The 25,631-nt window shown below is 40.7% G+C and carries 22 protein-coding genes and 1 pseudogene; 11 read left to right on the forward strand and 12 right to left on the reverse strand.

Translation table 11 applies throughout. The annotated features are described in order from the left end of the window. The first annotated feature begins 23 nt into the window (after positions 1-23). Positions 24-827, forward strand: coding sequence for a bifunctional fructose-bisphosphatase/inositol-phosphate phosphatase (locus ACZ5A8_RS10520; RefSeq protein WP_322225614.1), 804 nt, complete (start codon positions 24-26; stop codon positions 825-827). 1 nt (position 828) lies between these two features. After that, positions 829-1,656, forward strand: coding sequence for an NAD(+)/NADH kinase (locus ACZ5A8_RS10525; protein ID WP_464533822.1), 828 nt, complete (start codon positions 829-831; stop codon positions 1,654-1,656). A 185-nt stretch (positions 1,657-1,841) separates the two neighbouring features. Here the strand turns inward: ACZ5A8_RS10525 and ACZ5A8_RS10530 are convergent, their stop codons facing one another. Then, entirely contained in the window at positions 1,842-2,108 is a 267-nt protein-coding gene (locus ACZ5A8_RS10530) for a hypothetical protein (RefSeq protein ID WP_464533823.1), read from the reverse strand. On the opposite strand from ACZ5A8_RS10530, the gene ACZ5A8_RS10535 reads away from it, so the two are divergent. After that, positions 2,107-3,324 (forward strand): homocitrate synthase family protein, encoded by a 1,218-nt coding sequence (locus ACZ5A8_RS10535; protein WP_464533825.1) that lies wholly within the window; start codon positions 2,107-2,109, stop codon positions 3,322-3,324. The genes ACZ5A8_RS10530 and ACZ5A8_RS10535 overlap by 2 nt on opposite strands. A 302-nt stretch (positions 3,325-3,626) precedes the next feature. Here ACZ5A8_RS10535 and ACZ5A8_RS10540 read toward each other — a convergent pair whose 3' ends face one another. The 4 genes from ACZ5A8_RS10540 to ACZ5A8_RS10555 all read right to left on the reverse strand — a co-directional run bounded on the left by ACZ5A8_RS10540 (position 3,627) and on the right by ACZ5A8_RS10555 (position 7,267). After that, a complete protein-coding gene (locus ACZ5A8_RS10540; protein WP_464533826.1) occupies positions 3,627-4,112 on the reverse strand; it encodes a hypothetical protein in 486 nt (161 codons plus the stop codon). Between the two features lie 27 nt (positions 4,113-4,139). Beyond that, complete coding sequence (locus tag ACZ5A8_RS10545) at positions 4,140-4,295, reverse strand: hydrogenase maturation nickel metallochaperone HypA (protein WP_229389068.1); 156 nt, start codon at positions 4,293-4,295, stop codon at positions 4,140-4,142. Between the two features lie 362 nt (positions 4,296-4,657). After that, positions 4,658-6,985 carry a DUF3160 domain-containing protein gene (locus ACZ5A8_RS10550; RefSeq protein ID WP_464533828.1) on the reverse strand — a complete coding sequence of 776 codons (2,328 nt, stop codon included), beginning with the start codon at positions 6,983-6,985 and terminating at the stop codon, positions 4,658-4,660. 117 nt (positions 6,986-7,102) lie between these two features. After that, positions 7,103-7,267, reverse strand: a complete 165-nt coding sequence (locus ACZ5A8_RS10555) for a hypothetical protein (protein WP_464533829.1) — start codon at positions 7,265-7,267, stop codon at positions 7,103-7,105. A gap of 876 nt (positions 7,268-8,143) precedes the next feature. On the opposite strand from ACZ5A8_RS10555, the gene ACZ5A8_RS10560 reads away from it, so the two are divergent. After that, entirely contained in the window at positions 8,144-9,325 is a 1,182-nt protein-coding gene (locus ACZ5A8_RS10560; RefSeq protein WP_464529245.1) for an IS110 family RNA-guided transposase, read from the forward strand. 696 nt (positions 9,326-10,021) lie between these two features. Here the strand turns inward: ACZ5A8_RS10560 and ACZ5A8_RS10565 are convergent. Both ACZ5A8_RS10565 and mmp11 read right to left on the reverse strand, forming a co-directional pair. Beyond that, positions 10,022-11,764: a thiamine pyrophosphate-dependent enzyme gene (locus ACZ5A8_RS10565; protein ID WP_464533831.1), complete on the reverse strand. Its 1,743-nt coding sequence runs from the start codon at positions 11,762-11,764 to the stop codon at positions 10,022-10,024. A gap of 64 nt (positions 11,765-11,828) precedes the next feature. Continuing rightward, the gene (gene mmp11 / locus ACZ5A8_RS10570) at positions 11,829-12,731 is read right to left on the reverse strand and encodes a methanogenesis marker protein 11 (protein ID WP_464533832.1); all 903 of its coding nucleotides are present in this window, start codon (positions 12,729-12,731) and stop codon (positions 11,829-11,831) included. Between the two features lie 1,215 nt (positions 12,732-13,946). Between mmp11 and ACZ5A8_RS10575 the strand changes: the two genes are divergently transcribed. From ACZ5A8_RS10575 to ACZ5A8_RS10590, 4 genes are all read left to right on the forward strand, one after another. Further along, complete coding sequence (locus ACZ5A8_RS10575; protein WP_464533834.1) at positions 13,947-15,365, forward strand: beta-propeller fold lactonase family protein; 1,419 nt, start codon at positions 13,947-13,949, stop codon at positions 15,363-15,365. Between the two features lie 265 nt (positions 15,366-15,630). Continuing rightward, entirely contained in the window at positions 15,631-16,080 is a 450-nt protein-coding gene (locus tag ACZ5A8_RS10580) for a transposase (RefSeq protein WP_464533741.1), read from the forward strand. A 61-nt stretch (positions 16,081-16,141) separates the two neighbouring features. Then, a complete protein-coding gene (locus tag ACZ5A8_RS10585; RefSeq protein WP_464533835.1) occupies positions 16,142-16,774 on the forward strand; it encodes an IS1 family transposase in 633 nt (210 codons plus the stop codon). A 101-nt stretch (positions 16,775-16,875) separates the two neighbouring features. Continuing rightward, the gene (locus tag ACZ5A8_RS10590) at positions 16,876-17,397 is read left to right on the forward strand and encodes a UPF0228 family protein (protein ID WP_464533837.1); all 522 of its coding nucleotides are present in this window, start codon (positions 16,876-16,878) and stop codon (positions 17,395-17,397) included. A 627-nt stretch (positions 17,398-18,024) separates the two neighbouring features. On the opposite strand, the gene ACZ5A8_RS10595 is transcribed toward ACZ5A8_RS10590, so the two are convergent. From ACZ5A8_RS10595 to radC, 3 genes are all read right to left on the reverse strand, one after another. Further along, entirely contained in the window at positions 18,025-18,168 is a 144-nt protein-coding gene (locus ACZ5A8_RS10595; RefSeq protein WP_464533838.1) for a hypothetical protein, read from the reverse strand. Further along, entirely contained in the window at positions 18,169-18,411 is a 243-nt protein-coding gene (locus tag ACZ5A8_RS10600; RefSeq protein ID WP_464533840.1) for a flavodoxin family protein, read from the reverse strand. Positions 18,412-18,488: 77 nt separating this feature from the next. Beyond that, a complete protein-coding gene (gene radC / locus ACZ5A8_RS10605) occupies positions 18,489-19,178 on the reverse strand; it encodes a RadC family protein (RefSeq protein ID WP_464533841.1) in 690 nt (229 codons plus the stop codon). A 315-nt stretch (positions 19,179-19,493) separates the two neighbouring features. Between radC and ACZ5A8_RS10610 the strand changes: the two genes are divergently transcribed. From ACZ5A8_RS10610 to ACZ5A8_RS10620, 3 genes are all read left to right on the forward strand, one after another. Next, positions 19,494-20,330: a molybdopterin synthase gene (locus ACZ5A8_RS10610; protein ID WP_464533843.1), complete on the forward strand. Its 837-nt coding sequence runs from the start codon at positions 19,494-19,496 to the stop codon at positions 20,328-20,330. 107 nt (positions 20,331-20,437) lie between these two features. Continuing rightward, a complete protein-coding gene (gene mobA / locus ACZ5A8_RS10615; RefSeq protein ID WP_464533845.1) occupies positions 20,438-21,112 on the forward strand; it encodes a molybdenum cofactor guanylyltransferase in 675 nt (224 codons plus the stop codon). A gap of 269 nt (positions 21,113-21,381) precedes the next feature. Continuing rightward, positions 21,382-23,277 carry a COR domain-containing protein gene (locus tag ACZ5A8_RS10620; protein WP_464533846.1) on the forward strand — a complete coding sequence of 632 codons (1,896 nt, stop codon included), beginning with the start codon at positions 21,382-21,384 and terminating at the stop codon, positions 23,275-23,277. 140 nt (positions 23,278-23,417) lie between these two features. Here the strand turns inward: ACZ5A8_RS10620 and ACZ5A8_RS10625 are convergent, their stop codons facing one another. Further along, positions 23,418-24,704 carry a transposase gene (locus ACZ5A8_RS10625; protein ID WP_464529292.1) on the reverse strand — a complete coding sequence of 429 codons (1,287 nt, stop codon included), beginning with the start codon at positions 24,702-24,704 and terminating at the stop codon, positions 23,418-23,420. A gap of 50 nt (positions 24,705-24,754) precedes the next feature. Beyond that, positions 24,755-25,442, reverse strand: a pseudogene (locus ACZ5A8_RS10630) (IS5 family transposase); the annotation flags it as partial. Positions 25,443-25,631 lie beyond the last annotated feature (189 nt).

Here is a 25,631-nt window from a genome sequence, read left to right on the forward strand (position 1 = left end):
GATTAGAAGGATCCGACCTTTATATGACTTCAGATTCAAATTTTTTAAATCTGTGCCGGGAGGCTTTTAAGGCTGCATACGATGCAACTTCTGAGCTTGTGGGCACTGATTCGGCAAGCAGCTTCGTATGCATGGGAGCTGACGGGACACCGACTACCAGTATAGACCAGGCTGCAGAGAATGCTATAGTCGAGGTGTTTAAAGCCGACGGCAGGCCCATGAGGGTAATCAGTGAGGAGCTAGGCGAACTCGTTATCGGCAGTTCCCCTGAGTTCTCTGTTGTGCTTGACCCTCTCGACGGGACATATAATGCCTCTACAGGAATTCCTTTCTACAGCGTTTCAATAGCTTTTGCCTCTCACGATCTTGCAGACCTCAAGTTCGGGTATGTGAGTAACCTTGCACTCAAAGAAGAGTATTATGCAGAAGCTGGAAAGGGAGCATATCTTAATGGGAATAAAATTAAAACCTCCATGAATTCAGACCTGAAGAACCTATGTGTCAGTGTATACGGCTACAGGCAGAACGTGGAAAGGACCAGAAAGATATATAGCAACGTCCGGCGCGTGAGACTGTTCGGGAGTGTGGCTCTTGAACTATGTTATGTAGCTTCAGGCAGGCTTGATGCTTTTGTAGATGTCCGAAAAGCTCTGCGTGTAACTGATGTGGCGGCAGGGCAGCTTATCCTTGAAGAAGCCGGTGGGCTTGTTACGGACGGATACGGAAAAACTTTAAGGCTTCCTGATAACGTTACCGCGAGGGTGGAGATGGTAGCGTCCAACGGACACGTACATAAAAAACTTTTAAGCTTGCTCTCAGGTGGATAATTTGGCAATTAAAAAAATAGGTCTCGCATCACGCTGTGACAGACATGACGTACTTGATATGGTAAGGAGCATTATCGCTAACTTCCAGTCGAAAGTGCAGATATATGTCTCAACTGCCACAGCTGACGTCCTTGACATCGAGGGGACTCCGATAGAAAAGATGAGGGATGAGGGAGTCGAGCTTATCATAAGTGTGGGAGGTGACGGGACAGTCCTGCGGAACATTGCCAAAATGAAAGACCCTCTCCCTGTACTGGGAATTAATATGGGAACCCTCGGTTTTCTCGTAGATGTGGAGCCTGAAGATGCGATTGAGACCATAGAAGAGGTCCTCTACGGTTTTTCGTATCTCGAAAGGATGCGCGTGGATGTTTTCCTTAATGGGGAAATGCTTGAAACCGCTACCAACGAGATCGCAGTAATGTCTGCAAAACCCGCAAAGATTATTCAGTTTGAAGTATATGTCAGTGACTGCCTTCTTGATGAAATGCGTGCAGATGGTGTGGTTTTTGCAACTCCCACAGGCTCGACTGCCTATGCAATGAGTGCAGGAGGTCCTATCATAAATCCGAGGGTAAATGCAATTGTGGTGGTTCCTGTTGCCCCTTTCAAACTCTCCTCAAGGCCCTGGGTTATCCCTTCGGACAGTGAGATTACAGTAAAATTGTCCGACCATAAAAAAGAGGCTGTAATTGCCATTGACGGTCAGAAGTCTTACAGGATCAAGCCTGAGGATATTGTCAAATTGAGGAAATCAAAATATCCTGCACGTTTCGTGAGGATTTCAGATACATGCTTTTATGAAAGAGTTCAGCGGAAACTTTCCTGAAGAAAAGCCTTCTTTCAGGTTTGATTCTTCTTTAATTTTAATTTCTTCATGAACGTAGGTTTTCAGAACCTTTTTCCTGAGGTCCGTTTTACTCCTTAAATAATTCGCTTAAATGTATCCCCTGAGATTTATCTTTTGAAGTTATTTCTCTGATACTTTTATCTCTCACTTTAAAAAACTGAAAGCTAATTTTTTCTCCGAAAATAGTAGCCCAAAAGTAGGAATATTGTTCCCGGAAACTCTTTTCCTCCAAGGAAAACATTTATACATGTGTAGGTAAAGCTAATGCTTAATTCTGCTAAATATAAGATTTTTTGACTTTTAATGGTGTTTTCGCCACGTACTTTCTTATCCAGGCCTTTGAATTGTTTTTCAGGGCAGTTGATACAAATATCATTAAAAATAATCAAAAATTCCTCAAATTGAGAAAAATCACGGGAAACAGCAACCATGTCAGAGAGCGAGCAGTACTCCAGAAACACACTTATGGATTTCATCGAATATCGCCCCCTTGATATCGAAATCTGTGACGTGACCCTGCGCGATGGGGAACAGACCCCTGGCGTTGTGTTCACTAAAGAACAGAAGCTGGCAGTAGCCAGTAAACTTGATTCCATGGGTATCGAGGTTATAGAAGCCGGATTTCCAGTAGTTTCCGCATACGAAAAGGAAACCGTAAAGGAAATTGCAAGGCAGGGCTTTAATTCAAGGATCTGCTGTCTCTCAAGAGCAGTAAAAGGGGATGTTGACGCTGCCCTTGAATGTGATGTTGATATCGTCAGCATTTTCATTGCAATGTCCGACATGCACCTCAAATACAAGTACCACCGAAGTCTTGAGGATATGCTCGGCTGCGCTAAGGAAGCCATAGAATATGCAACTGATCACGGTTTAAAAGTACGTTTTGCAGCCGAAGATGCAAGTCGCACTCCTATTGACCGCCTCAAGAAGGCTTTCAAGGAAGTTGAAAGTGAATACAAAGTGCAGTACGTAAGCGTTGCAGATACTGTGGGCATCCTGAACCCTACTACAACCCACTATCTTGTGAGTGAGATCTTTAAGTCCGTAAATACTTCAATCTGCATTCACTGTCACGATGACCTTGGCATGGCTACAGCTAACACCCTTGCAGCCGCCGAAGCCGGGGCAAAGCAGCTTCATACGACAGTCAATGCAATAGGAGAAAGGGCAGGAAATGCCTCCCTTGAAGAAGTTATGGTTGCTTTGAGGGTGCAGTACGGGATAGACCGTTATGATACAACAAAACTGACTGCACTTTCCAGAATGGTCTCGGAATACTCGGGCATTACACCCTCGGTGAACAAAGCTGTTGTCGGACAGAACGCCTTCACTCATGAGTCAGGAATCCACGTCGCTGCAATCCTTGAAGAACCACGGACCTACGAACTCTTCCTCCCTGAGATGGTTGGCGGAAAGCGCAACCTTGTCGTCGGAAAGCACACAGGCACAAAAGCCCTGAAAGGAATAATCAACAGTATCGGCTTCTGCCTTGAACGGGAAGAACTCTGTGCTCTGATTGAAAAAGTCAAGGTCTGCACCGAAGAAAAGCGTAAAAGCATTTCCCGGGAGCAGCTCGAAAAGCTAATTACCCAGGTCAGGCAGGAACAGAAAACCCAAGACAGTGGAAGAGAGAAGGTTTCGATCTAAAGTGCATAAGAAATGAGAATGTTTCTAACGATTCATTCCAATTCTTTTCTAAATCTAACTTTTTTTCTAAGTATTCTACATACATATGAAGCTATCAATAATTTGTTGATAATCTTCGAAAAACAGGTTTACTAATAGGTATCGGGTTCTTAGAACCGAAAACTCAAATGAGGTAAAAACTCAAAGGAAGCAATTTTCTCAAAAACCTGTCGTGAAACGAAGAGCTCAAGTAGAGTAAGGAGAGGCGGTTCACCCTTAACGGAAGCAGAAAATGGCGTAATAAAATTAAAGAGGTATGCTGATTAGATATCAAAATTAACCTTTAATACCTCACATTGTGGCATATTTTTAATTTGTACGCCCTCCAGTGTTCCTGTTATCTCCAGGCGATCAAATTCGTTTGAACCGCATAGTACGTCTTGATTCGGGTGTGTGCCAGGTGTGATACTGCAGCTTAGAACAGTCTTTTTTCCAGCCGATACTACGATTGGGAGCCTTGGTGATGCAGGATGGTTCTTTGGAAGAACTATTAACGGTGACCTGATTTCCCGAATCATGAAGAGAACGCATTTAAGCCCTTTCTCAGTTTTCTCATCCACCGAAAGCGCAGAAGCGACAATCAGGTCATGAGGCTCCAGTCCGAGTACGATTTCTTCATTTTCGGTTTCCAGAAAAAACTGCCCGCCCGGACCTGCTTTTACAATAGCTACTGTTCCTGCCGTGCCGCGCAGGAGAAGCATTTCACTTTCTTTCAGTGAAATGTCTTTAGAAGAAGCTTGTATTTTCATCTTAAAAATAGTATCTAAAAATCATGTTTATTTGGATTCTGTTACATTTGCAGACTGGCAGGAAGGGCATTTTACATTCTTGCCAATGCCTTTGAATTTGTTTCCACAGTCTTTGCATTCGTACTGTTTAAACGGCAACTTTCCTTCCATATCAATATCAAACGAGTCTCCAACGCTACACATAATTATCACCTCATGGTTTATCAAGGGCTTACTATAATCATTTAACCCACATATTATTACTCATACTTATCTAATTAATACCTTTCCATATCTGTTCCCGGGTAATTTCTGATCGCAGTTCTCCTATCAGGGCAACCCTTTCCACGAAAGCACTATGATGGATACTTTCTTCCTTAATAGAGCACCAGAAGAATCCCGAATTCAAAAAATGAAATACCAGGGTTCAAAATATAAAATATCGATAATAAACTTGATTCCTATGAGGGCTTTTGAACGAAAAGAATCCAGGCAAGCCTTTCCTTGCTTATGCTCTCCAGAAATTTTCAGCTTATACCGATCTCTTTGATTCAAAAAAGTAAAAATTAAGAAATGTAGGTGGAAGTCCACTCCGGCTTTTCCGGTGGATGCGTTTCCAGTATTTCTCTCCATTTTTCGTCGGTCAGGCGGTCGGACATGGGCTGCTTGAACTCGTAATAACTCATCACGGGCCCGGCTCCTATGAGGATCCTGCCATCCGGAAGCTTATACGCAACTACGAGCATGTCCACATATCCGACTCCTTCTTCTAGTACGGTTTTTGTGTTGCCGTCGGTATGGACATCAGCCACAACCGTAGTTTTTCTTGCTTTCTCATCGACATCGTCTATGACGCCTTCAAGCTGGTCCCCGAAATTCTTGATGAATTCGTAATCTTCTTCTGTCAACTCTTCATTTCCAAGTTCTTTTTCCGAAATTGCCTGAACACTCGAAAGAATGCTTTCAAGGTCCGCGAGCCTTGATTTTGAAGCGGGGTTAAGCACGCCCATTTCGTCAAGCCCCTGGTTTGTCATCTTCGTTAGGGCAAGCAGCCTGGCGTAAAATTCGGGGACTGGCTCTACATATCCTACAACCGGTTTTTCTTCGGGAGGCATGGGCATGCCTGTTTCAGTTATAGTATAGCTTTGTTTGGCATAGAGGATAGTGTCGTGCCTGAGTTCAGTCCAGGAAGCAAGCGAAGTGCTTAATTCTTTATCCTGCCAGGCATCGGTTTGCATAAAAGTCGGATAGCCTTCACCATAATCATTCAGGAGAGGCTGGAGGGAATAAAGCCATGACCAGTAGAGGTTCCTGTTCCACTCGGCTGCGCTGAAATTCGAAAACTCCGAGTCCAGTCCCCCGTACCGGAGACTATAATTTTCGTAACTGGAATCGTTTAATTCGTCAAGCCAGTAGACAGCTCTTTCAGAACCCAGAAAAGCCATTGCATCGAGCCCGCGAGGGAAACCGCGAATAGGCCTTCCCGCCCCTGAAATTACTAAAGTGAAAGGCTCTTCCTTTTCTCCCTGATATTCACCTGTATAGGCTCCGACAAGGTTTGAGAAAACGTAAGAGTCCGGGATGAAGCGCTGTCCCATGAAGCGGAAACCTGTTGTATTTTCAAGGCATTCGTCAGCCTGCTCAGGCGTGAAGGGCGGTTCCAGCAAACAGTTTCCGGTGCCGCCGTAGATTTCCGGGCCCTGGTATTCAGCAAGTGCGGTTTTCAGTTCCTCTACAGCTGTTTCGTTAAACTCCCTTTCTCCATTTCCAAAGACCGAGTCCATGGCTTCCATGTATTCATAAGGTCCCAGGTCATCGGAAAAGCCCACGTAAAAAGCCGTAACCCCATAGATTCGGTCCCAGTTTTCAAGGAGTTCAGGCGAGTTTTCGAGCTCTGAAGCGATCAGGCTTGCCTGGATAGTCTGGATGCGGGCATCTTTTGCAGGGTCTTCGGATTTGATCAGTTCGCCTTTCAGAAGCATGCTCATCCTGCCGTGCCACATAAAAGCTTTGAAGTAATTCTTCAGGAGTTCCGAGTGAGTGTAGTGTCCCCTGGGTACATATTGAGAATAATCTTCTTTATAAAGGAAAATCGGAGAAACACTAAAGCCTTCATGCTTTTCGATAAGAGCCAGTTCGGCTTCAACCTCTTCTTTTACAAATGAAGGGATCTCAAACTGGTACTGGTCTGCCGAACCTGCAGGGAAAAGAGCCTCATCAATAAAGCCATAAGGATCTTCTGCTGCCTGTACCTGTTCGGGCTTCGGCTGGAGCAGGCTCAAAGCAACCGCGAAGTAAGCTGTGTTTCTCCTTACGGCTTCTTTTTCTTCCCCTGAAGCGCTGTTGTATTTCTCGACCGAGGCATCCAGCAGGGCAAGATCGGTCTTCCAGATAGCATCATAAAATTCCTTTTCCTCTATCTGGCGCAGGGTCTCATCAAACTGGATATGATAGAGGTGCAGAAGAGAATCCGTGGTAATAAAAATAGGAACCTCCTCTTCTTTGAGAGTCACGTACATTGAAGTTATGTCCTCTTCTGCGGGGTTGTAAGGGTTTTCTATTACCACAAAACCATTCTTTTCCAGAATCTCAAGAGCTGATGCGTCCAGAGGGATTCTGGTAGAAAAGGTTCCATAATTGGAGATTTTGTCCCTTTGCAGGGGCAACTCGTAAGAAGGCGCTTTTAACTCGACATCAAGAGCTTCCAGATTATAATTTATCGGCAGGGAGGCACCCTGGCCCAGAACTCCTGAATAAGTTACGGCTTCTGTTTTAAGTACATCTGCGGCGTAGCCGGGCGCGCCCTGTTCTGTCCTCTGACCGGAGCAGCCAGCAAAAAAGACAAAAAGCAATAGTATCAGGTAGACTGATACTAATTTGATTCTGTATTCCATGATTTATACCTCAGGTAAAACTGATAAAAATAAGTCAGACGTAAAATAATTAAGTTTTTACACCTAAAAAAGAAAAACCCTCTTTTTCCCTCTTATTATAAGGGCTCAGAGAGTCTATTATTCGTGAGGGCTCAGAGGATCTATTCTGAAAAGCAAAATCATAAATAATGCAGTCACAGCTCCTGAACTCAAGAGAAGCGGATCTCTGGTGATATTAAGAAGTGTGCCAGTGATAAGCAATAAAGCCCCTACTATCAATAAAATCTGGAATTTTCTGTTCAAATTTATTCACCCCTTTACTTCCCATTTTTTATTCCTGGTGTTTTCAAAATTATTCGTTTAAGGCATAATATGTACCCTAATTCCCTAACATCAATTGTTTCTCTTTGGTTATTTATTTTTCCACAAAGCATTTAATTTTTTGTTAAACTTCAAACCGTTTTGAAGTTATGTTTCAAAATGAACAGGCTTTAGATTCTGAAAACAAATAGAAACTCGATTTATTGAAAACTCTATAAAAAATCAGTTTCAAAAAATAGAAATAAATATTTTTTGGATTCATCAGGAAAAATAAGCTAATTATTCTCAGGGAATTAAGCTGACTGTTTCCTGCCGGAAGCAGAAATATAACTGACTGAGAGTGAATATAATTTTTTTAAGTTCGCGGGGGTTAACAGCATGAATTCAGGTTAAAATAGTGCAGTTTAAGTCCTGTTAAAAGTTTGGTTGCCTACTTTTGTAATGTTGATATTCTTCACTAATAAATGACAGTAGACGGCTCAAAAATCTGAATGCTTGGTTGAGCCACCCGAGTTTCGCTTCCCGAGTTTCGCTTCCCGAGTTTCGCTTCGGGAGCACGAGGTCTGTTTCACTCGCTTCGCTCGCTCAAGCAGACTCGTATAAAGGATAATTGCAGCTTTTTTTATAGCTGCATTTTCATAAAAACGATACGTAGGCTGGGAGGGTAGTTTTGCAGACTTACGGCTTTGTCCGGCTATCTTAGACTACCACCCTCACTCCTACGGCTCTCCGGCAATTTAACATGTTACAGCTCTGTGTTCACAGAGTCTGGCGATTTTCCACGAGCTTACGGTCTGTAGAGAGCAGAGGGATATTTGGTTCCCAGCCTATAAAATAGTGTCGTGGGGGCTCTTATAAGTGTATTTGAATGTTGGTATTGATGTTGCTAAGAATATACATGAAGCCTGTATTCTGAACGATAAGGGAGAACAGATTGGAAAATACATCAAAATTAAGAATTTAAAAAGCAGTATTGAGAAGTTCAGAGAACGTGTAAAATCAACCGCAGGTGAATTAGATCTAATTCCAAGGATTGGAATGGAAGCCACTGGAATATACTGGTATACCATATATTGTGAACTTTCGAAACACTATGAAATCCATCTTTACAATCCTTCTCAGGTAAGGGGGTTTGCAGCAGTCAACGTTAGGGGAGCAAAAACAGATCAAATCGATGCAAAAACAATTGCTGGAATGCTTCGATTCGGGCAAGCCCCAAAAATCTGTTATGGCGATAAAATGAGAATGGAACTGAAGGAATACTGTAGATTCCATTTCAAACTGAAATCAGAGGTGGCTAACCTGAAGAAGCGGGTAATACGCAACATGCATCTTATTTTTCCTGGATATGACCAGATGTTTTCAAGCATATTCACAAAAACATCAATAGCTATTCTAAATGAAGCACCAAGACCCTTTGATATGCTTGAAATGGGAGAAGAAAGGCTCTTTGAATTGATGAGAAAAACGAGCAGGAATCATTACAGTCCTGAGAAAGCAAGAGAACTTTTAGAAATGGCGAAAGATTCAGTTTCTCCTGACTTTATTGAGGAGGCTTTACTATTTGAAGTTGAGTCTCTGCTGAAACTGATTGAATATATAGAAAACCAGATAAAAGAAGTGGAAACCAGGATTTCGGCTGCATGGAAAACGGTGAAGGATAAGCATTATCTTCAGACAATTCCGGGAATCAGCGATTTAATGGCAGCTATGATCTGGGCTGAACTTGGAGATGTGGAAAACTTTCAGCATCCTGACCAGATCGTTGCTTTTGCAGGATATGATCCAAAAGTAAAACAATCTGGGAACAAGGAAGTTATTTCAGGACCTAACAAAAAGGGATCAAAACTGCTAAGATGGGTTTTGGGGAGAGCTGTTGTGCAAGCAAAGCTGTTTAATCCGGTAATAGAGCAGTATTTTATGAAGAAAATGAGTGAGGGGAAGCACTACAATACTGCACTCTGTGCATCAGCTAAAAAGATGATAAGGATTATCTGGTCTGTAGAAAAGAACAAAAGACCGTTCCAGATACCGGGATAAAGTAAATTGAGAGGGGGAACTGAGAAAAATGATTGAAAAAAGGTAGCTGTGGCTATGGATTTTTATCGGTCTATGCGAAAAGGGAAGGAAGAGTTTTTGGGTTGAGGAGCAAAAAAACCTTTTAGGCATATTCATGGAAATTTACCGCGCTATCAGCGCGGCTTTTTCATAATAATTCCCCTTGATGAAAAAATCGAATATAAAAAATCATTTATAACATGTCTAAATTATAAAACTATAGCTTTTCCCTTCCAAATTGCGCCTCGCCCGAATTGCGCCTCGCCCGAATTGCGCCTCGCCCGAATTGCGCCTCGGGAGTACGCGGTCCTTTTCGCTCCGCTGCGCTTCGCTCAAGAGGACTAAGTTATGAGTTTTAGTAGTGAGCTTTGCTCGGATGATTTATTCAAATATTCATGACCAGTACAACCTTATTCACCATACCGGGTCGTCCTGTTACACTCGACGCAGGAGAGCGTTCTCTCAAAGAAAGAATAACGAAAAGGAGAAAAATCAGAAAAAAGAAAAATCGAAAGAAAAACTTATAGATGAATATATTACTTGATTTGAATAATTACCCGATTCAAATGCATCAAAAGTTAAAATAACTAACTAACTAACTAAATAAATAAATAAATAAATAAATAAATTAATAAATAAAATAACATGAAATAAAATCAAATAAAAGAACTTAATGCTTCAATATTTTCTGCATTTGCCTTTTATAAAAATCACCGAAGTTCCCGGAAGGGCGAGTTTTTCCCTGATAAGGTCTGAAAGTTCCGAATATGGGGTTGGCTTTTTCACTTCTTTTCCCATTTCCTTTTCAGTTTCCTTTCGACTATTACCCTCTCTCTTTTTTTCCCAATCTTGAACTTCTTTTCCTTCTTCCCCATCTAAATTAAAAACCGACACATCAGGCACTATGGCCTCTATTACTTTCTTCAGTTCAGGGACTTTCTGCCCTCCTGTCATGGCTGCGACTTCATTCTGAAGTACAAGTACAAGCACTTCATAACCTTCGCTTGCAGCATTTAAGAGACCGAGGATGCCGGAATGTGCAAGGGCAAAGTCTCCGATTACGGCTATACCTTTCTTCTCAAAGCCGCAGGCAACCGAGATTGCCGAGCCAAGGGCAAAGCTGACATCAACTGCAGCAAGGGGTTCGGGGGCGCTCCGGACAGAACATCCCATATCTCCGGCGACCAGAATGTCAGATATACGGAGAAAATGGTAAAGTGGGAGATAGGGGCAGTCTTCACAGATGGCAGCTCTGTCTTTTTTCCTGAATTCGGTACGTATAGAATCTACGGGACTTGAAACTGTTTCTTCCTCGATATGCTCAAGGGCAAACTCGATATCTTCAGGCATTATTTGCCCGTATGGGAGGTGTCCCGTTTTTTTGCCGCAGACATTGCCTGAAATCCGGATATGCTCTTCTATAAAGGGTTCTGACTCTTCAGCTACCAGTACCCTCCGGTTATTCTTAAGGAAATTTCCTATTTTCTGCAGGGGAAGTGGATTTACAAGGTTGAGAATCAGATGAGAAAATCCGTGAGAATAGCCTGGTTTTTTCAATATGGTTTCGACAACTGAGGATGCAAAACCTGAAGAGATGATTCCGATCCGTTTAACGCCTTTAATCCTTTCGACTTCTTTCTGTTCTGAAGTCTGTGTGTCTGCTTCGATTTCTTCTATTCCTTTTTCTTCTATTTCTTCTTCTATTTCTTTTGTTACCTTGTTCAGGTCAGTATTTTCGGCTTCTGCTTCAAGCATCGGGTAAACTTTAGAATGAAAGTGCTGGTGCTTTTCCATCATCCGGAGTCCCCAGATCGAACGGTCAAACAGGGGGTGGACAGCTGAAGAAGCGGGAAGGCGCCTGACTTTCCCTTCAGTTTTCTCCAGACCTGCGGTTACTCTTAGAATTACTGGAGCCCGGATTTCTTCCGAAAGCTCATAAGCCCGTCTGAGAGTTCTGTACGCAGTATCGGGATTAACCGGGTCAAATACTGCAACTTCAGCGATCCTGCCATACCAGCGGGAGTCCTGCTCGTTCTGAGAGCCTTTTACACCCGGATCGTCTCCTGCAATGATTACCAGACCCGCACCGATAGTGTGCGTAACCGAAGTTATAAGGGGGTCGGAAAGCAGATTCATACCAACGTGTTTTACAAGCACAAGGGCCCTTCTGCCCGAAACAGAGGCTCCGAGGGCTATTTCCAGGGCAACTTTCTCGTTTGTAAGCCAGTTAGCCCTGTAAGTTGATTTGTGTGTATTGTGTGTATTAGTTAATGGCATGTCTGTTTTCAAAAAAAGTTCCATCAGGGATGTAACAGGGTACCCAGGAACTCCTGTTATAAGCTTAACATCGCTGTCGATGGCTGCAAGATGAAGGGCTTCAAACCCGTTACATATTGTTTCACATACGGCTTCTTCGTTCAAGCTGACTCCCCACCCGGAAATTATAGGAGTTTCGAGTAGATTCGGTACTGTTTAATTAGGTATGTTAATTAGTTTTTTCCATGCTTATCGGCGTTATCTCTGTTCCGGGAATAATGGATTCTTCAGGTCTCCCGAACCAGGGCAGGGAAGCAAGAGCACCTATTACCCCGTTGCCGTCAAGCAGGACTTCCACATTGTTTTCTTCAGCGCAGCGCAGGGTATCCGCCTTCGAGACCCTTTCTGTCCGGCAGCGGTTGCTGTACCGGTAAAGCCCTTTTGCGTAAAAATCAGATAGTACTACAAGCCCTGTTTCTCTGGACGCGCTGTATTTTTCAAGGGCTTTTTTAAAAGAGTCTACAAGCTTTAACTTCGCTTTTTCGTCCACACAGCCGAATTCCAAGACCGTTGACATGCAGTTCTGGGTCTTTTCAGGAACAGGGAAGAGCTGGACAAGGGCATGGGAGAGGTAAACTGCTTCCTGGCAGTCCAGCTCCTTTGCGATGTTATGGGTCAGGGTCCAGGTAGCTCCAATGTCCTTTGAATCCGTGTCGTCTATGCCTATAAGGACGCGGTCCCTGCGGGGAACCACAATTGTCCCCTTTGCACAGCGCTCTCCTCCGGATTCGGAAATCCTGTAGCGCAGAACTCCGTCTGCAAACGCTCTGCACCGAGTTGCACCAACGCCTCCGCCTCCCAGCCCTGCATAGGTGATCTCCACTTCGTCCCCCTGCACGATTACGGATTCTATGCCTGCGGCTGCAACCGAGGGTTTGAGTTCAAGCTTTGAGGTCCCTGTTTTCATGAAATAACGGATCATGTTTCCCGTTGAACGGGCTTTCAGGATAAGGGGAGCCTTTGCATAATGGTAAAGGGACCAGGCTGCCCCGCTATAGCAGTTGGAGTGTTCGATAATCTCCGCGTATTCGTTTTTCGCGTCACAGACCGCATAAATGCCCCTGTAAGGCACAGTATAAGGATCATCAAGATTTACTTCCTCAGTCTGTCTGTTGTCCAGTGCACAGGCGTTTATATGTTTTGTAATGCCGAAGACCTCCTTTTTACGGGGGATAGAAAGTGGGAGGATAAATTGTTGTCAAAAGCCCATTTCCTGTATATATAGTCTATTAATACATTATTGAAAAATCAGGTTACTTTGCCTGATTTGCATAGTGTGATATTTTTTAGGAGTTAAAGAGTTGGAATCGAGTGATACGATAATAGAATGGCTGCTAAATATAAATGCTTCGCAAAATACAAAGCGCAGCTATCTTATGTCGATGCAGCAATACACCCACAGGGGCAGAAGTTACAGCATAGAATAGAGCCTATCTTCAATCTTATAAATACGCGTTGATTTTCCGATTTTCGCGCCAATTGTCTCAAAGAAAATAAAAAGAAACCTGCGAGTCTTTACTAAGGTGGGAAATCACCCAACCCTATTCAGAATAAGACTGGATTAATTTCAACTCTGCATTATGTCAGATTTTGAGGCTCTCTGCGAGAGCAAGAATACAAATGTCTTTGTGATCTTGCAGTTTTGGGGTGAGCAGTTCAAGAATATCATAAATAACTCATTTATTTACCAATCATTCGACTAAGCAATAAATTAGTATATATTTAAAATAATCATTCCAAATATAGAAATAAGTAAATTAAATTTATTTAAGTCTTGTTTTTATATAAATTATTAAATATGAGTGGAGGCAGATGCTCATATATGTAATTTCTCTCCAGATTATCGAACAATCAAAGATCAGGAATTAATTTCAGACTCGAAAGAACTATGAAAAACAGATAGTTTGATGGAATGGCCAGAAAACTTATAAGGAGTTAGATAAGAGGAATTCATGGAGTTCAACAGTACTCTTTTCTTGCTTTTTCCAATAATTGCAATTATTCTACTGATGTTTTAATACCCTGTTTATGATAGGCTGACAATAGAAATTAGGCTAAAATAAATAGTAAAAGGATGGGTTGATTATGGAAAAATTAGCTAAAGCTATTACAGGCTTCGTATTATTGTGCATTGTGATTTTTGTAATTTTTATAATATTTACTGGTAGGTAGTGTTTTGGGACTATTCTGTATCTAGTTGCATCGATTTGTTTAGTTTACATGTTTCATATAATTGGCTTATCCCGAAATTATCCTAACTATAAGAGTACATAAGGGGCGACTTGAAATGGAAGAAATAACATGTGATAAAACATATCGAGAGCATACTCTCATAAGAGTTCTGGGAATAACTTCACTTATGATTTTATTATTGGCTGGTGTAGCAGGTGCAGCTCCATTTGCATATGTAACAAATCTGGGGAATTATTATTACGATACGAATTATAATGGTACTCTTCCGACTCCTACTGTCGCTGTAATTGATACAGCAACTAACAATGTTACAGCCAGAGTGCCTCTCGGCGATGGGTGGCCTGTAGGAGTTGCAGTCAACCCTGCAGGAACAAAGATATATGTAGCGTCCGCAACTATAGACGACGTCTGCATTGTTTATGTAATTGACACAGCCGCAAATACGGTCAATGCCAAAGTGAATATAGAAAGTAGTTATCCTTCGGGAATTATATTTAACCCTGAAGGAACAAGAGTTTATGTGACGAAGCAGCGCGACAACATCGATATCTCTGTAATTAACCCAGCGACAAACACCTTAATGGCACCGATTATTGTGGGGCCGAGTACTTATGATATTGCATTTACACCGGATGGAAAAAAAATATATGCTGCAAACAGTCACAACAACACTATTTACGTAATTGATGCGACCACAAACAAAGTTACAGCCAATGTACCTGTAGGAGACAGTCCTTATGAAGTTGTAGTCACACCGGACGGAAAAAAGGTATACGTGCCTAACTATAACAGCAGCACTGTGTCTGTAATTGACACAGCCACTGATAATATAATAACCACTGTGCCTGTAGGAGACTCGCCTCATCGTGTTGCAGTCACTTCTGATGGAAATAAAGTATATGTAGCTAACAGCAACACTGTCTCTGTAATTGATACAGCCACAGATGCTGTAATAGCCACCGTGCCTGTAGGAACTTCTTCTCGTGAAATTGTAGTCAGTCCAGATGGAAGTAAGGTATATTTAGGAAACTTCTACAATAAAAGCGTCACTGTAATTGATATAGCAACATACACTGTCACAGCCAGAGTGCCTGTAGGAGAATGGCCAATGGGAATTGCAGTCACACCGGACGGAAAAAAGGTATATGTGGCAAACGCCGAAAGTGACAATGTTTCTGTAATTGATACGGCAACAAACACTATTACAGCTACTGTGAATGCAGGAATCTATCCTACTGGAGTTATAATTGTGCCTTTTATGGATTCTGATATGACTGCCCAAAGCACAGGGATAACCTCCAATGCAACTGAAAACATAAGGGTTGAAGGAACTAACTTATTATCTGAAGAAAAAAACACTGTCAAGCTCAGTAATTCAAACAATGGTGATTCCGAATCTAATAACAGTAACTCAAATGGAAATGAATCGAATGAAATTAGCTCTACTCCAGGTTTTGGATTACTGGGAAGCTTGGGATGTCTGTATGCAGGACGGAAGCTCAGGAAAAAGTAAGTACCAAAATGGTTTTTGCTGTCATTACTTATCGGACTGAAATTTTTATTGGATCAATTCTAGAATGGTTTTACTAAAGTGAAGAAAATATTCTCTAAACTGAAACAAATGTAGGCCTAGAGAATCACCTTATATAAAAGGGGCTAAAACTCCTCGTTTTTAAACATTATGGATATTATATAGGAGTGAATTTTTCATGATAAGAAAATCAATTTATAAAATATTGGGTCGTGTCCCCAAATCATTGACTTAATTTTATATAATTTTGAATTTATTATTATTTGGGGGTATTGAAATCACTTCTGAAATCGATTTTTCACAATTTTTTTGCTGGAACAAAGATTGCCCTGATTATGGAATTAAAAATCAGGGGAATATAACCTTTAAAGAGAGATATGGTAAAAATAATCATGTTCTTCTTAAATGTAAAACCTGTAATCGTTGCTTTAGTGAAACAAAAGGTACAATATTTTTTGGACTTGATACTCCTGAGGAAGAAATTCTTAAGACATTAGCTATGCTTCCTGAAAAAGGAAGTATTCGTGGAGTTGCAAGAGCTACTGGGCATGATAAAGATACAGTTTGTAGATGGCTCGAGATTGCAGGAACTCATTCAAAAGAAGTTACAGCTTATTTCCTTCGAGATCTTAATCTTAAGAGAGTAGAGGTTGATGAGATCTGGTCATACATAAAAAAAGCAAAAAAATGTTACTGAAGAGGATTCTGAAGAGTATGGTGATGTATATTCACTTACAGCAATCAAAAGTGACTCAAGATTGCTCCTTTTCCATCATGAAGGAAAACGTAGTACAGAGGATGCTATAGAGTTATTTAACGGAGTTGAGAAGATGCGGAACGCATCTTCTCCTATTCCTGTATTTACCTCGGATGATTGGGATGCCTTTGAAGAAGGGCTTATAAACGTTTATGGTAAAATCGAGTTACCACAATACAAAGGTATTGGGAGAAGACCACTACCGAGACTGGTTCCGCTTGACGACTTAAAATATGTCAAGGTACTAAAGAAAAAGGTAAAGAACTACGTAGTTGAAACAATTCAACGTATCATTTTTGGAAATCCGAAAGAAATATTCGAAACGCTTGAAGTTAATTCGGAGAGTTATATTGGCACTTCATATGCAGAAAGGATAAATCTTACGATCAGGACATCTCTTGCAAGATTTATAAGAAAAGGGATGAATTTCAGTAAAACAATGAAGATGCATCAGAAAGCTTTTGATTTATTCCAGGCGTGGTATAACCTTATAAAACCTCATAAGTCCCTAAGATTAGAAATAAACTCTGGAAATAGAAAATGGTTCCAAAGAACCCCAGCAATGGTAGAAGGAATAACTGATCACATATGGAGTTTAAAGGAATTACTAACGTTTAGGGTTCCAGTTCAATAACTTGGGGACACGACCAAATATTGTTTATCGCTGTTTTTATCATTTTTCTGATTTTCGTAATACCCCTGGTACTGTTTACACCAACATACGTTGTTTCGGAAATGTCGGTTGAAACGGAAACGCCAGTTAACGGAATACAAGCAGGTGGCTTACTTATTGAATTTGAAGGAGGGACTACTGAGCCGGAGGTTAAAGCTATTCTTGAAAGCTGCAACTTGACTCGAAACTATATCATAGAATACAATGTTGATCATATGGGAGATAGGTATTACGTAAAAGTAGGTGAAGATAAAAGAGATGAATTGAGTAAAGAAAAAAATTGGAATGATCCTGTATACCCTGAAATCCCTGAGCCTAGATTCCCTGAAATCAAAAAGGAAAATTACTATTACATAATTGTATCCGAAGAAGGTTTTGAGAATGAAAGTTTTCTGAAGGTGATGGAAAAATATAATCTTCAGGTGAAAAAATCTATTGTGTGTTATATTCTTTTTGGAGATGGGTCTCAGAATTGGAGTGAACCAGAGAATTGGATTCCAGAGAGTGATGCAATCAGAATAAAAAATGAGCTTGAAACGAATGAGAGCGTTTTGATCGTAAGCCCTGACTATATTGAAGGGTAAAAGATACATAATGATTTGGGTTTTTGAGTGAAAAATAGATAAAGTCTCGATTCAGATGATATCGCAGGCATTTGCTATATTTATTCAAAGGTGGTAATTCGTGACAATTCGAAGTAGTACAAAATATGGAATTATTTTAGTTGGTTTTCTTTCTTTAGTAGTGGTTGGTGGTTTAGAGTTATTAGGATCATAAGATAGTATCAAACTCACAAATAATTCCTCACAAAATAGTGCCAAACTTGTAAATAATAACCAGCCCTTATACTGTGAAGTCGGTTCGTTACTCGTAGCGTTCAACCATGAGGAATTAAGTAACTGCTTCGATACTGTTGTCATAGGCAAAGTTAAGGAAATGCTTCCTTCATCAAAATTTGAAAAATTTCACTAAAACATCAATGCTTTTGCTCTAAAAAACTGCTGTTTTTTCTCTGGAAGTAGGACAGTCCGAAAAATAGAGTGTACGGCTTGTGCCGAAAACGCATAGAACTCACTTTCCGCAGATTTCCTTTCAATTTTCTAAATTTTTCAAAGTATCGCAGGTTTAGCAAGTTGAATAAAGTAATGTTTTGCCGGGTAAATCGAAATCGAATATAAGCATCTAAAAGTACAACTATCTAACTGTTAATCTTAACTATTATGAATTTTTTCAATATCCATGCCATGTTTTGTCCAAGATTTTTTCATGTTTTCAATGCCTTCCTCATCCTGTTTAACTTTCTCTATGGCATTTCCGTAAACTATGTTCCAGTAACTTGAGCCTACAAGGAACATTTATTTACTGTATAAGAAGTTGTTAAGGGTATCAAAAGCACTGATAGCCCCACCGCGGAGAGCGACTATAACGGATGTTCCTATTTTATGTTTAAGTAATCCTTTGTTTCCTGCCAGTACCATACTTACCCTGTCAATCAAGGCTTTCATCTGGGAAGTCATACCGGCAGAATATACCGGAGAACCAAGAATAATTCCATCTGAAGCTATCATTTTTGCAACGCACTCATTGAAAAAAATCATCTGTAGTTTTCAGTTTGAGAACTTCGGTTTTGAAACTTTCGGCATTTTGAAAGTTTTGGCGGCAGCTTTAATTGTCTTTATCTTACAAACCCTTCATCTTTAAGGCTCACGTACCTTCCGTCTCCTATTATTATATGATCAAGGATGTCGATGCCAAGGAGCTTTCCTCCCTCAACAAGCTTTTCGGTAACCATTATGTCCTCCCTGCTCGGGCTCGGGTCTCCTGAGGGGTGGTTGTGAACCATAATCACGGATGCCGATGATTCCATAAGTGCAGATTTAAAAACTTCACGCGGGTGAACGATGCTGGCGTTCAGGCTGCCTATGGATACTACCTCTTCTTTAAGGATCTGGTTTTTTGTATCAAGATACAGTGTTATAAATTTTTCTTTTTTTTGTTCGCGCATTTTAGGATACATCAGGGCATAGACATCTTTTGGGGAGCAGATTTTTCTTTTCGGCTCTTCCACAAAAGTCTCAAGCCGCCTTGCGAGCTCAAAGACCGCAGCTATCTGGGCAGCTTTTGCCTTTCCTACCCCATGGACCTGCGTAAGCCTTGAAACGTTTGCAAGGCTGAGCTGCTTTATGCTATATTCCGAGAATATCCGGCTACACAGGCTGACAACATTCTCTTCCCTTGAGCCTGTCCTCAGGACTATCCCAAGCAGTTCGGCGTTTGAAAGGGATTCCGGTCCGTTCTTAATTAAACGTTCCCTGGGACGCTCTTCCTCAGGAAGGTCATGAATCCTTATTTTTGTTACTTCCACATTCTATCCCCCATCTTTCACCCTTACCGAAGAAAGTGCTGCATGACCAGCAGGTTTGCTGTATACAGTGCACTCATCTGTACTTTTCTATACCCTTATTGGCAGTACATTTTCGGGCTGACAGTATGTAATACTATTAAGAGTTTTAATATTTGAATCTTCCTAATTATACTCTCGGCAGTCTAAAAAATAAAAAAGGTTACTATTATTTGGAATCTTGCGGATGATCTTGCGGTATGCGAATGATTATTTAAAAACCGTGACGGTGAAAGCTGCCGACCCTTACTTATACCGGGAAATCCATAAGGCTCTTTGATGAAAGTCATTTCCGTTGTTGGGTATAAAAAATCGGGCAAGACAGCCCTTGTCTCAGCCCTTGTCCGGCAGCTTTCCGGATTCGGGACAGTGGGTACTGTAAAACACATGGGAGAACAGCGCCTTAATCCCGGGGAAACGGATACTGGCAGGCACTTTGATGCAGGAGCAGAAACAGTCATAGGGATCACTGGCACCGAACTTGTCAGCTTTTCCAGGGATACTGACCTTGAAGATGCCCTTGATATGCTCTGCGACCGGGGGCTTGATTTTGCTATCGTAGAAGGGTTTAAGGGAAGCAATCTTCCAAAAATCGCGCTCGGAGACGTTGAAGGAGTATCAAATATTGTTTTCAGGATGCCTGAAAACATCGACCCTCACGAGGAACTTACAGCTTCACTTGTAGGAATAGCCCTTGCCCAGCCAGACCGTTATACCCTGGAAGCGCTTATAAAGAAAGCCCGGAAGAACCCGAATATCAGGAAAGCAGGAGCAATCGGCACCTTTTCAGGCATCGTCCGCGAGCTTGCCGGAGAGGAAAAGACAGCCAGGCTCGAATTTGAGAACTACGAACCTGAAGCCTCAAAGGCCCTGGATAAAATCCGTGAAGAAATCAAGCAAAAAGAAGGCATCCTTGAAGTCCTTATCCACCACAAAATAGGTGTCATTGAAGCCGGAGAGGACATAGTTTACATCGTGATCGCATCCGCCCACAGGACCGAACTCTTTCCTGCCCTCAGCGAAGCCATCGAGCGAGTAAAAGCCGAAGCCCCGATCTGGAAAAAGGAATTCACGGAAAAAGAAGAGTTCTGGGTACACGATCGGGAACACGCCTGAATGCAAAAATGTAATAAGAAGAGAAGAAGAACGGTATTAAAAACGAGCACTGCGACATTAAAAACGAAAACCTCTTACTAAGAGTAGCAAAAACCGGAACGGAAATAATGAGCGGAAAAACAGAACTTAAACCGGGCAGAACAAAAACCAGAAGCGCAATCGTCCTCGCAGGTGGGAGGGGCCGCCGGATGGGTTTGGTCGAAAAAGCCCTCCTCGAATTCGAAGGAAAAACTATCCTTGAGCACCTGCTTGAAAACCTGTTCCGGGTTGTGGATGAGGTTGTCCTTTCGGTCCGGGATATGTCGCAAAAAGAAAAACTCATTCTTGTGCTCGAAAAATTCCCTGCTCGAGAAATCCGTTTTTGTTTTGACACTCTGGAAGACGCCGGTCCCCTTGAAGGCATCCGGGCGGGGCTGCTTGAATCCGGGTCAGAATACTCTTTTATTTGCGCCGGAGATATGCCCTTTGTAAATTTCAGAGTTGTAGACCTGCTGTTTGAAAAAGCAGAAGGGCACGATGCTGCTCTCCCGAGGTGGGACGAGAGAATGTTTGAGCCTCTGCACGCAGTTTATTCCAGAAAGATGCTACCTGAGATCGAAAAAGCCATTGAGAGGGGAAAGCATTCAGTGCTTGCGCCGGTTTTCCAAATGCAGGATGTTGTTTTTGTTGAGGTATCGGAGATTCGGGAAATTGATCCAGAATTGAGGACTTTTGCGAATATTAATACGGTTGAAGATCTTGAGAGTATGATCGAGTCTGCGGTGGGAAAAGCGAAACTGTAATAAAATTTCGGCTAACCGCGTTTGATCTTCTTTTAATTGCCTAAATAACCTTACCAGCATCTCACACCGTTCATTTCCCGCGCTTTGCGCGGCTTTTCCGTAATTTATGTTACAAAATAGAAAATTATTTAGCTGACAACCCTCTCTATTTTTCAGATTCAATTATTTTTTTATGCAGGGGTTATCTCTGGATAGCTGCTGCAATATTATCTTAAATTTTTCTTGGATATAATGGCAAACTTGTGAGGACAGTGAGGCAGGGATTATACATGGAATCAAGCGAGATTAAGGATCTGATTAGAGAGGCTCAACGAAATAAAGTAACTTCATTAGACCTGTCTTCAAAAAACCTTACTTTGCTGCCGCCGGAAATCAGCGAGTTGAAATATCTTACTGAACTTGACATATCTGATAATCAATTAACTTCGTTACCTCCTGAAATCTCTGAGTTGAAAAATCTTACTGAACTTGACATATCTGGTAATCAATTAACTTCTCTGCCACCCGAAATAAACAAGTTGAGAAACCTCACTCAGCTTAATATTTCTGGAAATCAACTAACCTTTCTGCCACCGGAGATTTTAGAGTTGGGCCTGGAAATTGAATGGCAAAATATTTTGGAATCTAAAGTAATTTATTTATCGGAGAATCCTTTCGAAATTCCTCCAGTGGAGATCCTAAAAATGGGTAGAGAGATGGTTATCAACTATTTCAAGTCGCAGGAGGATACGATGGAACTATTAAATGAAGTAAAAGTTTTGCTTGTCGGAAGTGGAGGCGCAGGCAAAACTTCGCTGGTGAAGAGGCTTGTAGGAGAAAATTTTGATGGAAATGAGTTCCAGACCCAGGGAATTAATATCGAGAGATTGAATATTGAAACTGGGAAGAGGAAAATTAGAGCCGATTTCTGGGATTTTGGTGGGCAAGAGATCATGCATGCTACCCACCAGTTCTTTTTGTCTAAAAGAAGTCTTTATATACTGGTTTTAGACGGAAGGAGGGACGAAAGCCCTGAATACTGGCTCAAACTCATTGAAAATTTTGGTGGAGATTCGCCTGTTTTAATTGTGATTAATAAAATTGATGAGAACCCATCGTTTGAACTCAATAGGAAATTCCTTCAGGAAAAGTATGTTTCCATTAAAGGCTTTTATCGTTTGTCCTGCAAGTCGAATGAAGGGATTGAAGAGTTCTCAAAAGCTTTGAAAGAAAAACTAAGTACAGTAAAACACCTTGAAATCAGGTGGCCCAAAAGTTGGTTTAATGTAAAGAATAAACTTGAAAAAATGCGTTTTAATTATCCTTCGAATAATGAGAACAAAGATACTTGTGGGTGTTTTAGTTTTATAGACTATAATGAATATAAAAGTATCTGCGACGAAGAGGGGATAAAAAGTGAATCCGAGCAGGATACTCTTGTTGATTTTCTACACGACTTAGGTGTAATTCTCCATTTTAGAGATATCCCTCTACTGAACACGCATGTTCTGGAACCAGAATGGGTAACTAACGCAGTATATAAAATTGTTAATTCATGGGAGGTTGCCGAGTCGAGAGGGGTTTTGAAGCTTGAGATGTTGCCTACAATTTTGAGACAAGGTTATAGAGATTATTATTATCCACCAAATCAATACGGCTTTATCATTAGTTTAATGAAGAAGTTTGAACTTTCTTATGATCTTGATGGCCACACCATGCTTCTCCCTAGTTTACTGGAAATCCAAGAGCCTAATTTCGAATTTGATTATGAAGGAGCTCTTAAGTTTATAATTGACTATGATTTCCTTCCTCCTTCAATCATACCTCGCTTTATCGTAAAGATGAACAGAGATATAAAGTATGATCTGTGCTGGCGTACAGGTGTAGTTCTGGAAGATAAGAATTTTAATTCTTTCGCCGTGGTCAAGGCCGACAATGAAGCAAAAAGAATTAGTATTGTTGTTAATGGGGAACAAAAAAGAGATTACTTTGCTGTTATTCTTCAAATGTTTCGTGAAATAAACAATAGCTTTACAAAATTAAATGCTACAGAAAAGATCCCGTTACCTGATGAACCTTATTTAACTGTCAGTTACAAACACCTTATTAAATTAGGAGTCTTTTTAATTTTTTATGGTTCTTCTCCAATTTTAAAAAAACAATTGAATTTCACCCAAATCCCTTAACATTTTTCCTCATTTTGGAAAAGTCGCTCCACTAATATCTAGATTTTGTACATCAATTTCTTATTTTTGCCATAATTATTCGATAGCTACCGCTGTAAAGCTGCAGATTAAAACTGAAAGTTTCCATTTACTCTTTACTTTTATCCATACTGGAATCTTGCCCTCATTAAGGGTGAGAATCCTTTCCATTTACCAGTACTGAAACACCGTTTGTTGAAATAAGTAAATAAATTGTAACAAAAATTAGTTAGGCCACTATCGGTTTTAAATGATCTTGCTTTGTCTACGATATCACCTATCAAAGAAAATATCTGTTCCATTGTATTATCTGTCTCAGGTGTAAACCCTTTTTTCAAGAAGCTTACATTTTTCTTGAAAATCTCTTCTGCATAAGAAATCGCTTTCTGAGACGCTTTTGAAAGTTCCAGATTAGAGTAGAATTCTCGTATCTTTTGAATACATACAACAGCACTGATGACCGTATCAGAACGTATCAACTGATATATTTCATTGGACACAACCTTATCATTATCTGGAATATCTTCAACAGAGTTGAATTCTTCATAGTATCTCTTGCTAACGTTTTTTAATTGATGAAACACACAAAAGGAGTGAGCTACTTCAGGGAAGACACTCTTTACAGCTCCAATGATTGCTTTATCTTCATCAGAAACAATTTTTTGTATTTTGCCTTCAGGAAATCGGTTTTTTATTCGTCTGAAAAGAGGAATCAGAGCTTCAATCGTTGGTAATCTGTCAGTTACCTCAAAATCCAAAACTACCTTTTCTTTAGTAGCAATAACGTAAACAGATTGATATCGCATTTTTTTCCATTCTTTTTCTGTAAGCTTTCTTCCAATCAACTCTTCAAGTCTCTTTTTCCAGCCTTTTTTGATCCAATCCCCATCAACATACAATGTTTCATCAAAGCCAATCTCTTGATCTAAAAGTTCTTGCTTTGAAAGTTCTGCATGTTTCTGTTCATATAACCATAATGAAGTTGCACAAGGAGCTCTACCACAGAAGGCTGTCAAGCCTTCTGTATATGTTTCTCCAATTTGCCGAGAATTGTGTAGACTGCATCGTCCATCATATCTAACATTCATTTGTTTATCATAATATTCAGAACTGTAATTTGCAGAACCAGGAACACCAATAATCTGATCATGAAAAGGTTTCTTACAAACAGGACAAAACCAGTATGTAACATTGAGAGCTATAGTGCCGTGACTTGATAAAATAAAACGAGTGTAGTGAGAGTTCACATGTAACTTATTGCCACAATCAGCACAATGAGTAGGAGATAATACGGAAAACATAGGATAGTATCGATTTCCAACCAAAACTTTTGGCAAAGGAATCATTATTTTACCGTCAACTACCGTTTTTATCATTGACTTATCTATTGCGACATTTCCTTTTCCCATAAATAGAAAATTTATCTCAATATAATTAAAATTTTATTGTTTTGCATGATTTATGGAGAAAATATGAAGACCAGAAAATAATAAAAAGTCTCTTGTTTTTTTATTCTACTCAGTCTTCTAACCATTAAATGTATCATTGCAGCATATATTAACTTTTGACTTGATTCTGTCAATCCCTCACAATCTTTACTTAAACGTCGAGATCTCTCCAGCTATCCAAATGTCCGCTCTACTATCCATCTACGAGTAAGTAGTTGAAATCCTTTAACGCCATCACTGCGCTTTACTATTTCCAATATCCACCCACAAACTGAGTTTACCCAATCCATTAGCTGTCCTGAATAACCCGCATCTGCCTAAATTAACTTCAACCGAGAAAATTTACCTTTAACTTGTTCTAAAACAAGTTTAGCTCCATCTCGATCCTGAATATTCGCCGAATGAACTACAACTATCAACAGTAGCCCGATTGTATCCATAGAATGTGGCGCTTTCTCCCTTTAACTCTCCTGGCAGCATCATAGCCGCGTACACCTGGCGTTTCTATAGTTTTAACGGATTGGCTATCTAAAATAGCTGCTCTTGGTTCTTATTTCCTACCAATGCAACCCTCAGTTCAATTCTCAATGCATTATTTATTTGTTCCCAGGTTCCATTAAGCCGCCAAATAAGGAAATAGTGATAAACAGTTTTCCACGGTAGTAATTCGTGAGGTAACAGTCGCCATGCACAACCAGAGGAGAAACATATGTCTAAGGCCTATTTTCATCGCTTAAACAAGATTGAGAATAAATAAAAAAACTGGAGGTATTAAGCCTAAGCCTATATATAGAGCCAGCAGCTATGGAATACTGACCTTTCAGCAGGTACATTTTAAGACACTCAATAGGCTGCCTGCCTTCTGCATCTTCAGTAGCTCCCACGTAT

The sequence above is a fragment of the Methanosarcina subterranea genome (genome assembly GCF_055385895.1).

What these genes read in the sequence shown, in the direction of transcription:
- ACZ5A8_RS10520 (WP_322225614.1), top strand. Translation starts at nt 24, where the DNA reads ATGACTTCAGATTCAAATTTTTTAAATCTGTGCCGGGAGGCTTTTAAG.
- ACZ5A8_RS10535 (WP_464533825.1), top strand. Translation starts at nt 2,107, where the DNA reads ATGTCAGAGAGCGAGCAGTACTCCAGAAACACACTTATGGATTTCATC.
- ACZ5A8_RS10530 (WP_464533823.1), bottom strand. Translation starts at nt 2,108, where the DNA reads ATGGTTGCTGTTTCCCGTGATTTTTCTCAATTTGAGGAATTTTTGATT.
- ACZ5A8_RS10540 (WP_464533826.1), bottom strand. Translation starts at nt 4,112, where the DNA reads ATGAAAATACAAGCTTCTTCTAAAGACATTTCACTGAAAGAAAGTGAA.
- ACZ5A8_RS10545 (WP_229389068.1), bottom strand. Translation starts at nt 4,295, where the DNA reads ATGTGTAGCGTTGGAGACTCGTTTGATATTGATATGGAAGGAAAGTTG.
- ACZ5A8_RS10550 (WP_464533828.1), bottom strand. Translation starts at nt 6,985, where the DNA reads ATGGAATACAGAATCAAATTAGTATCAGTCTACCTGATACTATTGCTT.
- ACZ5A8_RS10575 (WP_464533834.1), top strand. Translation starts at nt 13,947, where the DNA reads ATGGAAGAAATAACATGTGATAAAACATATCGAGAGCATACTCTCATA.
- ACZ5A8_RS10590 (WP_464533837.1), top strand. Translation starts at nt 16,876, where the DNA reads ATGTCGGTTGAAACGGAAACGCCAGTTAACGGAATACAAGCAGGTGGC.
- ACZ5A8_RS10595 (WP_464533838.1), bottom strand. Translation starts at nt 18,168, where the DNA reads ATGTTCCTTGTAGGCTCAAGTTACTGGAACATAGTTTACGGAAATGCC.
- ACZ5A8_RS10600 (WP_464533840.1), bottom strand. Translation starts at nt 18,411, where the DNA reads ATGATTTTTTTCAATGAGTGCGTTGCAAAAATGATAGCTTCAGATGGA.
- ACZ5A8_RS10610 (WP_464533843.1), top strand. Translation starts at nt 19,494, where the DNA reads ATGAAAGTCATTTCCGTTGTTGGGTATAAAAAATCGGGCAAGACAGCC.
- mobA (WP_464533845.1), top strand. Translation starts at nt 20,438, where the DNA reads ATGAGCGGAAAAACAGAACTTAAACCGGGCAGAACAAAAACCAGAAGC.
- ACZ5A8_RS10620 (WP_464533846.1), top strand. Translation starts at nt 21,382, where the DNA reads ATGGAATCAAGCGAGATTAAGGATCTGATTAGAGAGGCTCAACGAAAT.
- ACZ5A8_RS10625 (WP_464529292.1), bottom strand. Translation starts at nt 24,704, where the DNA reads ATGGGAAAAGGAAATGTCGCAATAGATAAGTCAATGATAAAAACGGTA.